Below are 13696 nucleotides of genomic sequence, written 5' to 3' on the forward strand. Positions count from 1 at the left end.
CTGCCCAGGACATTTCACATTTCATGGTGCGGTTTGCCGGTAGGTAACGCCCCCTGAATTCAAGCAATCTCAAGACTCGCCGCCGGCAGACCTCAGTCTGGGACAGCTGGCAATCTACCGTGGAACGGTGAGAAGAAAACCGATTGCGCTGGCGGCCATTGCAACCGCGGCAGTCCCCGGACTGACGCCGACGGCCGTTAGTTCTGCACCGGATGATCCCGCGGACTTCGACTCGGCCCTGCTCCTGGATTCAGAAGGCAAGCGCTGGCGGGTCAGGTCGCCGCGGCACGCGGAGGCCAGCGCCCGGCTGGAAACGGAGTTCCTGGTGCTGCGGGCCTTCGCTCCGGCCGTGCGGGCCGAACTGCCCTTCCTCATGCCCACGGTAGCCGGCAGCGTACGGCTGGGAACCTTAAGCACCTTCGTGTACTCGCACCTGTCGGGCACCACGCGCAGCGTTGAGGAATTGACGTCCGGTCCGGGCAGCGTCGCCCGCGAAATCGGTACCGCCCTGGCTGCCATCCACGACCTGCCCCGGTCTTTGGTGAGCAACGCCGATCTCCCCAGCTACACCCCCAACGAGTTCCGCCAACGGAGGCTGAACGAGCTGGACCAAGCAGCAACCACGGGTAAGATTCCGGCCGCGCTCCTGCGCCGCTGGGAACACGCAATGGAGGACGTGTCCCTGTGGCGGTTCAACCCCTGCGTGGTCCACGGCGACCTGCACGAAGACAACCTGCTTATCGAGTCAGGGCGGGTCACGGCGGTCACCGGCTGGACAGACCTGAGGATCGGTGACCCCGCGGACGACTTCGCCTGGCTGGTGGCTTCGAATGAGCAGGACTTCGTTGATGCAGTTCTGAAGTCCTACACCTCCGGCCGCCGCGACGCCCCGGACCAGCACCTCCTTCGCCGGGCTGCATTGTCAGCGGAGTTCGCGCTGGCACAATACCTGGTCAAGGGGCTTGCAGCTGGTGATGAGGCCATGGTCAGCGAGGCAGAAGGCATGCTGGAGAGCCTGGCCGGCGACATCGCCGAGTTTGGTGGGCAGCCCATCAGCGTCGAACCCCTTCCGGACCCCGCAAGCCGGGACAATGCGGAAGCGGCTGCACCGGCGTCCTCGGAGAGTACCGCGTCGACCGCCGTGCCCACCCCGGCACATTCCGGGTCCTCCCCCGCCGTCACGGTTGTTCCGGTCCCGGCAGAACCGGCAAAACCGGCAGCGCCCGCACAGGCCGCCGTGCATGTGACTCCCATCCCGGTGGAGGAGGCACCCGACGCCGAGGACGGGGCGTCGACGACCCAAGGACCTGATGACACCTCCACCGCCGCCATCTCGGTCATAAACGTCAAACAGGGCTGAGCCGCACCGGGACGCACGCCGGCTGCGCGCAAAGTAAACCCGCGCCTCACGTCCGGGCGAGGGCGCGCGACACTATTCCTTCCAGCTCGGCGGCCGACCCGAGGTCGTGCGGCCGCACCACGGCGTTGTCCGCCACATAGAAGAACGCAGCCCGCACGTCTTCCAGCGGAACGCCTTTCAGGCGTGCCCAGGCAAGCCGGTACACGGCAAGCTGGATCGAACGGGTCTTCAGCTGCCCGGCTGACGGGCGGCGGCCGGTCTTCCAGTCCACCAGGTCCCAGCGGCCGTCGGCGTCCTGGAAGACGGCGTCGACCCGTCCCCGGACAACTACGTCACCCACCCTTGTTTCGACCGGCACCTCAACGAAGGCCGGGGACCTGTCGGCCCATGGGGATGCCTTGAACGTGGCCACCATGTCGTCAAGGTCGTACGCAGCATCGATGTGATCGTCCGACCCCGGCGCCTCGCCGAGGTCAAGCATCCCCGCGGTTCCGAAGTACTCCTCCACCCAGGCATGGAAGGCCGTGCCCTTTCGCGCCGACATGCCCGGTTCGCGGGGAACCGGCCTGCGCAGCCGCCCTACCACTGCTTCAGGGTCCTCCCCGAGGTCCACGAGGGTGGAGGCGGAGATGTGGGTAGGCAGGTGAACCTCCTGGCCGCCTGACCTTCTGGCCCTGCGTTCCAGCAACAGCGCAGCTTCCCTCGCCCAGCCGGCGGCCGCTCCCGTGAGCAGCGGCCCCCCGCCGTTCCGGGGCACGCCCGCTCCGCTGGATTTCCCGGACGCCTCCGGCAGCTCCACGCCGGCCTCCAGCAGGCCCAACACCCGCCCGGCCGCAGCTTCCATGGCTGCCCTGCGGCCACGTGACATGCGGAGCCGCGCACCGGTCCGCGCGTCCGTCGGACCCTCCAGCGGGTCATAGGGCCACACCGCTTCTTCTGTCTCCAGCGTCAGCGGGCTTTCTTCCGGGAGGGCAGCCTCTTCCAAGGACAACCGATGGATCACAGCGGCAGCCTGAAGTTCGTTGCCGGCCGGCTGGGTCAGTGGTGCAAGCTCCGCCAGGAAGGGGGACATCTCGGCCCGGCCGGCGCGAGAACCCACCCAGGCGGCGCTCGATACCCACAGCACATGCTTGGCCCTTGTGTAGGCAACGTAGGCAAGCCGTCGTTCTTCTTCTTCCCCGTGGGCCTGCACCGCCGCCTTGAAATCTTTCTCAGCATCCAGCCACCCCTTTTGGTCCGGTTGTTCCACGTCCCACTGGGGAAGGTCGGCCCGGTCTCCGCGCAAAGGCCAGGGAAGGGCTGCCGACCCGCTGCTCCAGCGGGAATCCCTGTCGCTCGGGAAGGCTCCCGCGTTCAGCCCGGGCACGAAGACAACGTCCCATTCCAGGCCCTTGGACGCATGGACGGTCAACAGCTGGACTGCTTCCCGGTTCACGTCGCTGGCAGGTGCTTCCAGGCCGTTCTCCTCAGCGGAGGCAGCCTCCAGCCATGACAGGAAGGCGAGGATATCCACCCGTTGGGAGGTTCGGAGGAATCCCGCCGCGGCGTCCTGGAAGGCGTCGAGGTTACGCCGCGCCTGATGGATGCTGATCCCGGGCCGTGCCGCCACCTCGATATCCAGGAGCATGGCCCGTTCCACTTCACCCAGGAGGGTGGTGAGGTCATCGCCAAGGTAACCGCGCAATTGGCGCAGTTCCGCCGACAACCGGGCAAGACGCGTGCGGGCCGGCGCACCAAGGGTCCGTCCGTTCGACGACGTCCATCCGTCGCGCGGCAGGAAGTCCAGGGCCTCCACGAGGCTGGCGCCGTCCGTGAGGTCACTTTCCAGGACCGGCCTGTCACCGGCATCGCCTTCGGTGCCGGTGTCGGTGTCGGTGTCCTCGAGGTTGAGCCCGGCGGAGGCTTTGCCCCGGTTTCGCGCCAGTTGGCTGGACCAGTCCCGCAGCGCCATCAGGTCCGCGGGACCTATGCGCCACCGTGCACCGGCCAGGAGCCGCATGAGGGCATCGGAACGGCCCGGGTCCGCAAGGACTCGCAAGGTGGCGACGAGGTCTACGATCTCGGGGGTGTCCAGGAGCCCGCCAAGGCCCACGATTTCGTAGGCGATGCCACGGGCCTCGAATTGCCGGCGGATGGTCTCCATCTGGGCGCGCCTGCGGCACAGCACGGCCAAGGCAGGGGCAACGGCGGTTCCGTCCGCCTTGGCTTCGAAGTCTGTGACCTTGTACCTCAGGACGTCCTCGGCCAGCGCGGCGGCCTCCTCGACGTCGCTGGCGAAGCGTCCCAGCACCACTGCTCCATCGACAGCGTGGGGGCTGGGTTGCAGCGGGGGCACTTCGGCCTCGGCCGCCGTCGCTCCTGCCGGCCCGCGCCTGGCGGCCGACAGGCCAAGGGACTGGGACATGACGTTTGCGGCAGCGAGGATGGAGCGTCCGTTCCGCCAGGCTGTGGTCAAGTAGGAGGTTGGGGCGGGCGCCCAGCCCGACCCCGTGCCGGTTTCAGCGGTCCGGACGGGAAATTCACGGACGAAGTGGAACAACTGCCCGGCGGAAGCGCCGCGGAACCCGTAAATCGACTGGTTGGGGTCGCCGACTGCCGTGACCGCATGGCCGCCGCCGAAAAGGCGGGAAAAAAGTACCAGTTGCGCGTACGACGTGTCCTGGAACTCGTCGAGCAGGACAACCTTGTACCGCTGCCGCTCCATCGCGGCCGCCAGGGGAACCTCCTGCGCCACTTTCGCGGCGAGAGCCACGAGGTCCCCGAAATCGAGGGCGCCGCGGGCACGTTTCGCCGCAGCGTAGCGGCCCACCATATCAGCGACGCTCGCCCTGGTCCGCAGCATTCCCGCAAGCTCCGCCGCTGCCTGCGGCGGGTTCTTCTTCTTGTCTGCCAGATACGGCAGGGACTCGAATTCCGAGAGGCGCGCCATCAACCAGGCTTCGACGTCCTCGGGTTCCTGGAGGTGTTCGGCGCACTCCCCCGCCAGTTGGATCACGGCCTTCACCAGGGTGGACTTCGCCGCCCGGAAGTGGGCGTATTCGCCGTCGTAGGCCTCAACCACCTCACTTGCCAACTGCCATGCCTGCGCGCCGCCAAGCAATACCACGTCGCGTTCCACACCCAGCCGGAGGCCGTAGTCCGAGACGATGCCGCTGGCGAAGGAATGGTACGTGGACACCTTGGGTTCCAGTGCGTCGCTGCTGAGCAGGCCCTCCGGAAACATCCCGCCGCCGGCGTCCTTTGCGGCAAGCCGCTGCATGGCCAGCAGCTTCGACCGGATCCGGCTGGCGAGCTCGCCGGCAGCCTTCCGGGTGAACGTCACCCCCAGGACTTCCTCGGGCGTCACCCAGCCGTTGGCCACCAGCCATACCACCCTGTCCGCCATGGTGGCGGTCTTTCCCGAACCCGCCCCCGCGATCACCAGCCGGGGCGACAGGGGGGAAGAGATGATGGCCGACTGCTCCGGCGTCGGGATGTTCTTTTCGCCGAGCAGCACGGACAGCTCTTCGGGACTGAAACGGGGTGTGGCGGCCTCCCCTGCAGTCAGGACCTCCATCGGGTGGCTCATTCGGTGACCTGCCTTCCACGGGCACACAGCGGACATACTTCGGGAAGCCGGCAGCCATGGCCGCCGTGGCTGCCCTTGGCCGGATCGTGCCGTGCGACGAATTCGCTGCCACCCATCACGGCGGCCGCATCCTTGACCATGTCCAACGCCCAGTTTTCCTGCGGGTCCAGAGGCTCCTGCTGCTGGATGGACGGGTTCTTGGCCCCCGTGCCGAGCTGCGCCAGGATGGCACCGCCGGACAAGCCGCTCCCCTGTGGGCCGGCCTCGAAACCGCCGGCGACCACCGCTGCCTGGTATGCACCAAGCTGTGGATGGCTGGAGAGCTCACCCTTGCCGGGCTGCCTCTTGCCGGTCTTGAGGTCCACCACCACCAGGCGGCCCTCGCCGTCGACCTCCAGCCGGTCAACCTGCCCGCGGAGCACTGCATCGCGCGGCGCCGCTGCGTCCACCACCACGTCCCCAAGGGCGACATCGAAGTCCTTTTCCACGCCCAGCAGGCTGCGGCCTTCAGCCCTCATGGCCACCACATACTGCGCCAACTTCCGCACCATGGACTCGGCGCGCTGAAAATCCAGCCGCCCTTCCCAGTTATCCTTCATCCCCAGCGCCGGCCAACGGCGCACCAGCTCCGCAACGTACTCGGAGCCGGACGCTTCCGGCATGTCCTGGGCGATCGCGTGCACAAGGGTGCCAAGGCTGCGGGCAAAGTCGGTGGCCGCCTCGCCGCCCGCCGCCTGGACGAACCAGTCCAGGGGCGACTTCTGCACGGTCTCCACCTTGGACGGGGACACGAACACGGTGAACCCCGGCGGCACCACGGCCTCGGAGGAGCTCAGCGGAGCCAGCCCCCACCAGGTGTCCGGGTGGGCACCGGCGACCGCAGGTTCGGCGGCGGCCAGGCGTGCCAGCACTTTGGCCGCCTCCTCCCTGTGCGCGGGATCCGCAGCATCGGATTGGGCATATTGCCGGAGTTCGGCGACCAGGGCACGCAGGGTCATGGGCCGCTCGACCTGGGTGAAAACGCGCCCCTCCTGCCCCGGTTCCAGTGGTGCGACGAAGTCCAGGAAGGATGACGGTTGGTCGTCTTCCGATGAGACGGCGGTGCACACCAGGAGTTCGCGTGCCCGCGATACCGCCGTGGAGAAACTGCGCAGTTCGTCATAGCGGATATCCCTCAACCGGCTCAACGGATCCCGTTGGAGCGCATACTCCGGTCCGTGTTCCACGGCGTCGGCGTAAAGGGTGCTGCCGAGCAGTTCGCCGCGGAGCCTGGTATTGGGCCACACACCCTCCTGCAGCCCCGCAATGATGACGACCGGCCATTCGCGGCCCGCGGCGCTGGCCGGCGTCATCAGTTCAACGGCGTCATCCAGCTGGGCGCGGGCAGCGAGGGTGTCCATGGGAAGCTCCTGGTTCAGCAGGTATTCCAGGAACTGCTCAGGGCCCGCGCCGGGCATCTGGTCCACATACCGCTCAGCGGTGTGGAAGAGGGCCATCATCGCGTCGAGGTCGCGGTCCGCCCGGGCCCCGTGCGGACCGCCCGACAAGGCAGTTGACGTCCAAGCGGGGGCGAGGCCGGTGGAGTTCCACAGAGCCCACAACACTGATTCGGCATTGGCGCCGGGCAGGGCGGCTGCCGCGCGGCCGGCCTGGATCATCCTCGCGGTTCGCCGCGCTGCCCGGCCTTCAAGGCCCAAGGCGCCGAGCGCCCCGGGCTCGAGCAGTGCCTCGACCAGGAGGACATCGCTGGCTCGCCCGCCGCCACCGAGGAGTTCCTCCCGGCGGAGCGATTGCCGGAGCCGGCGGAGCTCGATGGATGTGGCCCCTCCGATCCGCGACGTCAGGAGGGCCACGGCGGCTTCCGGCGTCAGGAGGTCCGGATCCAAGGCAATGGCGAAGGCATCCAGGAGCGGCCGGACCGCTACCTCGTCCCGGACCGCGGATTCAGCCACGGGGACCCGGACCGGGATGCCCTGCCCGGACAGGTACCGCTGCAGCTCGCTGACCTGGCCGCCGTTGCGGACAATCACCGCCATGTCGCCAAGTCCGCGGTTGTGGTTGATGTGCTGGTCAAGGATTCTCTGGGCAACATAGCGCAGTTCATGGACTGGTGTGGGGACCAGGTGGGCCTCGACACGGCCGGCCGGGACGTTGTCTTCGTCGTGCGCCGGGCCATCGTTCCGGGCCGTCCGGCCGACTGGCTCCAGCCGCCGCGCCAACTGGCCGCCGGCACGTTGCGAGATGCGGCCGGCAACACTGAGCCACGACTCGGCGACGGCGGGGGCCAGGCCGTGCGCGTAACGGAGCGGACGTTCCAGGACGGGATCCTGGGCGGCCAGGAGCCGCGGCAGTTCAGCAACGAGGTCCGGCCTGGCGCCACGGAATCCCTGGACTACGGTGTCCGGAGACGACGTCACGTAGCAGTCGCTGCCGGCCCCGATATCGGCCAACAGTTCAAAGATTGCGGGGTTGGCCTCCTGGATATCGTCCACCAGGACCACCTGCAGGCGGTCACGCTCGGCCGCGAGGAAATCGGGGGCGTCCTGGAAGATCTGGCGGGCGGCTGTGATGATACCGGCGGGGTCGAACGCTTCCGGCATTCGCAGGTCCAGGACGTCCCGGTACTCCGCGTAGAGCGCTGCAGCCGCTTTCCAGTCCGGACGTCCACACTGGTCCGCCAACCGGGAGAGGTCCTCGGCCGTGCGGCCGGATTCAATGACGCGGTCAAAGAGTTGCCGCACCTCCTGGCGGAAACCGCGGGTTTCCAGTGCACGGTCGAGATCGGCCGGCCACGGCAGCTCAAGGCCGGGGATCCTGTGTCCTTCCAGGAGCTCCTTGATAATCAGGTCCTGCTCCGGACCTGACAGGAGCCGGGGTGGCCTCGAGAGCTGGATGACGCCCTCGGCCTTGGCTCGCCGGATGAGGTCGAATGCATAGGACGCCCAGGTCCTGGCGGGAGTGGTGCTGAGGCTACGGTCCAGGCGGGCAGTGAAGCGGTCCCGCAGGAAGTCTGCGGCAAGGCGGGTGGGCGCCAGTATCAGCATGCGCTCCGGATCCACCCCGTCGCGGAAGACGCGCTGGACGGCTGCCTCCACCAGGACGGTGGTCTTTCCCGTGCCCGGTGCACCGGGTACCAGGACTGGCCCTGAACCCTGCGCAACATCCACCGCTGCCTGCTGGTCCGGCGTGAGCTGGATTGCTTCCGCATGCGCCCGGCGGGGCGGGAGCAGCCGAAGAGCAGGGGTACCGGAAAATGCACCCTCGTGGGCCTCCTGCCTTTCCTGCCGCGGGGCCAAGGGGCCGTTCAAGGGGATAGTTACTGTCACAAACTCATTCCATCATCAGCCACCGACAATCTCCGGAGCCTGCGCTCCAACTCCCCGGCGGCGGCATCGATCCGCTCAAAATCCTCGTCGGTGGGGGCCCAACGTGCCGCAGCCAAATCCACGTGCCACCGTCCTTCCCCTGTCCGGAGGTACGCCGCATGGTCTCCCTTCAGCGGGGTTCCCTCCTCGAGGTAGCGGTACAAAGCCTCGGCTTCGTGGCCTTCGGGGGCATGCCCGCTCGCTTTCAGGACGCGCCACCAGGGCACACCGCTTCCGAAGTGGCTCATCACCGAGCCCACCTGCCGGGGCCCACCGGAGCCCAGGAGCTCGGCGACATCCCCGTACGACACTGCGGATCCCGGCGAAACCAGCCTGACAACGGCAAGGACCGCCTGGACATACTCTTTCCGCATTGATCCAATGTAGCGGCAGTGGCGTTCCACTAAATTGTCGGCGGGTCCCCTTAGCGTTGAACCATGAGCTCCTGGCATACCCTCCCCCGCGCAGCATTTGACCTTGAAACCACCGGCCGTAATTCGCGTGCGGCCAGGATCGTCACGGCGTCGATCACCGTGGTGGACCATGAAGGCGGGGTCATCAAGGAGCACGAGTGGCTGGCGGACCCGGGTGTGGAGATTCCCACGGAGGCCAGTGATGTCCACGGCATCACCACCGAGCAGGCGAGGCGGGACGGCCGGCCGGCCCATGAGGTGACGCGGGAGGTCGCCGCCGTCCTGCAGGAACTCTTTGACTCGGAAATCCCGGTCATCGCGTTCAATGCCAGCTACGACTTCACGGTCCTCGCTGCGGAGTCGGCGCGGTACGGGGTGCCGCAACTCCACCGTTTCCCCATCCTGGACCCGTACATCATGAACAAGCAGGTGGACCGGTACCGCAAGGGCAAGCGGACGCTCACCGCCCTCTGCGAGGAATACGGCGTGAACCTGGACAATGCTCACACTTCCGCCGCCGACGCTCTCGCCACCGTTCGCGTGCTCGATGCGATGGCCGGGAAGTTCCCCAAACTTCAGATGCCGGCGGGCAACCTGCACCAGCTCCAGATCGAATGGGCTACGGCCCAGGCCGCGGACTTCCAGAACTACCTCCGCAAGACCAAGCCTGCGGCCGTGATCGAGGGAGACTGGCCTGTCCTGCCGCCACAGGATGCTACGGCCGGAGGCTTCTAGGCCGCTCCTGCCGCCTGCCGGATTGGGAGGCATGTCACAGTCACGTTGCTTAATGAAAGTTCCCCCTCAGGTCGGCTGATCCTTCGTTCGCGTGGCCGCCTGGCGCTTTGATCACTCCATGAATCCTTCCACGGCTGATCATTATTCGGCCAAAAAGTCATGGAGCAGCACTTTCTTCATCTCACTGCCCCTAATCGCGCTGGTGAGACAATAAAGTTTTGCGGTCACCGCCTGCCCAGCCCGGCTGGACCAGCGCCGGGAGCAGGTACCAGGCGCCATAGCGCAGCCCTGCGGCCCGGTCGACTTAGGACTCAATGAAAGTGACAACCTGATGAAAATCAAAGCGATGAAGTGGCTCACAACCGCTCCTGTTGCCCTCGCCCTTGCGGTTTCGCTCGCGGCGTGCGGTGGCTCCTCCCAGCCGAGCGGCACCCCCACCGACGCCCTGAAGGGCAGCGACCAGCAGACGCTGGACAAGTACACCACCGCGGACGTCACGCCGATCGACAAGATCGACAAGACCAAGCTCGGCCTCATCACCGAGGGCACCCTGCGCGTCGGCACCCTCTCCGATGCCCCGCCGAACATCTTCATTGACCCTTCCGGCAAGTTCACCGGCTACGACAACGAACTCCTGCGCGCCATCGGTGACAAGCTGGGCCTGAAGGTGGAGTTCGCCTCCACCGATTTCTCGGCCCTGTTGTCCCAGGTGGCCAACAAGCAGTTCGACGTCGGATCCTCCTCGATTTCCACCACGGACAAGCGCCGTGAGACGGTCGGTTTCACCAACGGCTACGACTTCGGCTACATGGCTGTCGTGACCAAGAACGACTCCACGGTCAAGGGCTTCGCCGACCTCAAGGACGGCGTGCGCATCGGCGTGGTCCAGGGCACGGTGCAGGACGACTACGTCACGAACACCCTGGGTCTCGAGCCGGTCCGGTTCCCGGACTACAACACTGTCTACGCCAATGTGAAGTCCGGCCAGGTCGACGCCTGGGTGGCACCCTCGCAGCAGGCCACCGGGCAGGTCAAGGATGGCGACAACACCAAGATTGCCGAGAAGGTGGTCAACACCCAGAACTTCACCGCGTACGCAGTGAACAAGGACAACAAGCCACTGATTGACGCCCTCAACGCGGGACTCGACGCCGTTATCGCTGACGGCACGTGGACCAAGCTCACGGCCCAGTGGTACACGGACCGTCCCACGGCCGCCGAGCAGACCCCGCAAGGCTGGAAGCCGGGCAGCAAAGCCGTCCAGGTTCCCGCGAAGTAACCCGGGCGTTCCATGGATATCCTCAAACTACTCTCCGATACCTTCCTTGACTGGAATGCCATCGGCGCCGTCCTGCCCAAAATGTTCGCCGTCGGGCTTCCGAATACGCTCGTTTTGGCCGTCTCTTCCGGCGTCATCGGAACAGTGCTCGGCATGCTGCTTGCCCTGATGGGGATCTCCCGGAACGCCGGGGCCCGCTGGGTCGCGCGTATCTACACGGACGTGCTCCGCGGGCTGCCGCCCATCCTCACCATCCTGGTAATCGGGCTGGGCTTCGGGCCGATCGTCCGGCAGTGGACCGGGTCCACCAGCCCCTACCCGATGGCAATCGCCGCGCTGTCCCTGATGTCGGCCGCCTACATCGGCGAGATCTTCCGCTCCGGCATCCAGAGCGTGGACAAGGGACAGCTCGAAGCCACCCGTGCCCTGGGGTTCGGCTACGGCCCGGCCATGCGCCTGGTGGTCGTGCCCCAGGGTGTACGGCGGGTGCTTCCGGCCCTGGTCAACCAGTTCATCGCGCTGATCAAGGAGTCCTCCCTGGTCTTTATGCTCGGGCTGCTGGCCAGCGAGCGGGAAATCTTCCAGATCGGCAAGGACGCGGCGTCCACCAGCGGCAACCTGTCGCCCTACGTCGCTGCGGCTGTCTTTTACCTGGTGCTCACCGTTCCGTTGACGCACTTTGTGAACTGGATCGACAGGCGCCTCCGCACCGGACGGCCGGAAAAGAAAGAACCGGACGAAGCTGCAGCGGTCGTCGGGAAGGGAGCCCAGGCATGAGCGAGTTCACGTCCGGAACACTGAGCGCAAAGAATATCCACCTGTCCTTCGGCAGCAACCACGTGCTGCGGGGCATTGACCTGCACGTTCCGCAGGGCACCACGGCTTCCGTCATTGGCCCTTCGGGGTCGGGCAAGTCCACCCTGTTGCGGGTCATGAACCGGCTGATTGAACCGGACCAGGGGGACATCCTGCTGGACGGCCGTTCGGTCCTGAAGGACAACCCTGATGAACTCCGGCGCCGGATCGGGATGGTGTTCCAGCAGTTCAACCTGTTCCCGCACAAGACGGTGGTGGAGAACGTCTCGCTTGCCCTGCGGAAGCTGCGCAAGCTCTCCAAGGAGGAAGCGCGCGCCGAGGCCCTGGAGCAGTTGGACCTTGTCGGGTTGAAGCACAAGGCTGATTCCCGGCCCGCCAACCTGTCCGGCGGGCAGCAGCAGCGCGTCGCCATTGCCCGCGCGCTGGCCATGAAGCCGGAGGTGATGTTCTTTGACGAGGCGACCTCCGCGCTGGACCCTGAGCTGGTCAAGGGCGTGCTGGCACTGATGGCGGACCTCGCCAAGGGCGGTATGACCATGGTGGTTGTCACCCACGAGATGGGTTTCTCCCGCAACGTGTCCGACGCCGTGACGTTCATGGACGCCGGCGTGGTGGTGGAGTCCGGCCCTCCTGAGCAGGTTTTCACCGAACCACGGACGGACCGGCTGAAGGGGTTCCTCGCCGACGTCCTGTAGGCAGCCCGGCAGGCACGGACCAAAAAACCCCGCCTTCCGGACTTTTCCCCCTTGTACGCAGGGGGGAAAAGTCCGGGAGGCGGGGATTGTCCGTTTAACGGCCGACGGCGGTCCTAGGCCTGGGCGGCTGCGGCCGCCTTGGCTGCGGCTGGGAGGGCGTCGTAGATCCGGTTCATGGCGTCGTCGTCGTGCGCGGCCGAGAGGAACCATGCCTCGAAGACCGAGGGCGGCAGGTAGACCCCGGATTCCAGCATGGAGTGGAAGAACGGGGCGTAGCGGAATGTTTCCTGCGCCTGGGCGTCGGCATAGTTATGGACACCATGGGCGGAGGTTCCGAAGGCCACCGAGAAGAGGTTCCCGGCGAACTGGATGGAGTGGTCCACCCCGGCCGCATCCAGGGCGGTGGAAACCGCAGACGACAGTTCCAGCGAGCGGACGTCGATGAAGGAGTAGACATCCCGCGTGGCGTGGGTCAGGGTGGCGACGCCGGCGGCCATCGCCACCGGGTTTCCGGACAGCGTACCGGCCTGGTACACGGGGCCGGTGGGCGCTAGGTAGTCCATGACATCGGCACGGCCGCCCAGGGCCGCCGTCGGCATTCCGCCGCCGATGACCTTGCCGAAGGTGAGCAGGTCCGGGGTCCAGGGTTGCTCGGCGTCGGGGGCGCCGCCGGTGAGGCCCCAGTAGCCGGAGTAGCCGGTGCGGAAGCCGGTCAGGACCTCATCGACAATGAGGAGCGCGCCGTGCTCCCGGGTGATCCGGGAAAGGCCCAGGTTGAAGCCCTCGGCGGGTGTGACAACGCCCATGTTGGCCGGCGCGGCCTCGGTGATGACAGCTGCGATGTTCTGTCCGTGCGCGGCGAAGGCTTCCGCGACGGCCTGGAGGTCGTTATAGGGCAGCACCAGGGTTTCGGCTGCGGTGGCTTCCGTGACGCCGGCGGACCCGGGCAGGGCGAGCGTCGCCACGCCGGAGCCGGCGGCGGCCAGCAGTCCGTCAAGGTGGCCGTGGTAGCAGCCAGCGAACTTGATGATCAGGTTGCGGCCGGTGAAGCCGCGGGCCAGCCGGACCGCCGTCATGGTGGCCTCGGTGCCGGTGGACACCATCCGCAGGCGTTCGACCGCGGGCACGCGTTCCTGGACGATGGCCGCCAGGTTTGCCTCATCAGGCGTGGACGCACCGAAGGAAAGGCCACGGTCGACGGCGGCGTGGACGGCATCCAGCACGGCCGGGTGGGCGTGGCCCAGCAGGGCCGGTCCCCACGAGCAGACGAGGTCCACGTATTCCTTGCCGTCGGCGTCGGTCAGGTAGGGGCCTTTGGCTGAGACCATGAACCGAGGCGTGCCGCCGACGGAGCCGAAGGCGCGGACCGGCGAGTTGACGCCGCCCGGCATCAACTGGCGGGCGCGGTCGAAGAGTGCCTCGTTGCGAGGATTGCTGGAAGTCATGGTTCCTATTCTCTCAGTTA

Annotated in this window: 9 protein-coding genes; 5 read left to right on the forward strand and 4 right to left on the reverse strand. The window is 66.9% G+C overall.

Annotated elements, in window-relative coordinates:
• Positions 1-127: 127 nt before the first annotated feature.
• A complete protein-coding gene (locus C563_RS0101465) occupies positions 128-1360 on the forward strand; it encodes a macrolide 2'-phosphotransferase (RefSeq protein ID WP_018760264.1) in 1233 nt (410 codons plus the stop codon).
• A 46-nt stretch (positions 1361-1406) separates the two neighbouring features.
• On the opposite strand, the gene C563_RS0101470 is transcribed toward C563_RS0101465, so the two are convergent.
• Genes C563_RS0101470 through C563_RS0101480 form a run of 3 tightly spaced genes read right to left on the reverse strand, consistent with a single transcriptional unit; the run spans position 1407 to position 8667 of the window.
• A complete protein-coding gene (locus C563_RS0101470; protein ID WP_155845068.1) occupies positions 1407-4928 on the reverse strand; it encodes a UvrD-helicase domain-containing protein in 3522 nt (1173 codons plus the stop codon).
• The gene (locus C563_RS0101475; protein WP_051083393.1) at positions 4925-8224 is read right to left on the reverse strand and encodes an ATP-dependent helicase; all 3300 of its coding nucleotides are present in this window, start codon (positions 8222-8224) and stop codon (positions 4925-4927) included. The genes C563_RS0101470 and C563_RS0101475 overlap by 4 nt, the downstream gene beginning before the upstream one ends.
• Positions 8225-8250: 26 nt before the next feature.
• Complete coding sequence (locus C563_RS0101480; protein ID WP_018760267.1) at positions 8251-8667, reverse strand: MGMT family protein; 417 nt, start codon at positions 8665-8667, stop codon at positions 8251-8253.
• A gap of 63 nt (positions 8668-8730) precedes the next feature.
• Here C563_RS0101480 and C563_RS0101485 point away from each other — a divergent pair, with 63 nt between their 5' ends.
• The 4 genes from C563_RS0101485 (at position 8731) to C563_RS0101500 (ending at position 12231) form a co-directional block, all read left to right on the forward strand.
• Positions 8731-9441, forward strand: coding sequence for a 3'-5' exonuclease (locus C563_RS0101485; protein ID WP_018760268.1), 711 nt, complete (start codon positions 8731-8733; stop codon positions 9439-9441).
• Between the two features lie 331 nt (positions 9442-9772).
• Positions 9773-10720, forward strand: a complete 948-nt coding sequence (locus C563_RS0101490; protein ID WP_018760269.1) for an ABC transporter substrate-binding protein — start codon at positions 9773-9775, stop codon at positions 10718-10720.
• 12 nt (positions 10721-10732) lie between these two features.
• On the forward strand, positions 10733-11497 hold the full coding sequence (locus C563_RS0101495; protein WP_018760270.1) for an amino acid ABC transporter permease: 765 nt from the start codon (positions 10733-10735) through the stop codon (positions 11495-11497).
• A complete protein-coding gene (locus C563_RS0101500; RefSeq protein ID WP_018760271.1) occupies positions 11494-12231 on the forward strand; it encodes an amino acid ABC transporter ATP-binding protein in 738 nt (245 codons plus the stop codon). The genes C563_RS0101495 and C563_RS0101500 overlap by 4 nt, the downstream gene beginning before the upstream one ends.
• 113 nt (positions 12232-12344) lie before the next feature.
• On the opposite strand, the gene hemL is transcribed toward C563_RS0101500, so the two are convergent.
• Positions 12345-13676, reverse strand: a complete 1332-nt coding sequence (hemL, locus tag C563_RS0101505; RefSeq protein ID WP_018760272.1) for a glutamate-1-semialdehyde 2,1-aminomutase — start codon at positions 13674-13676, stop codon at positions 12345-12347.
• Positions 13677-13696: the final 20 nt, after the last annotated feature.

This window comes from Arthrobacter sp. 135MFCol5.1 (genome assembly GCF_000374865.1).
GTDB lineage: Bacteria > Actinomycetota > Actinomycetes > Actinomycetales > Micrococcaceae > Arthrobacter.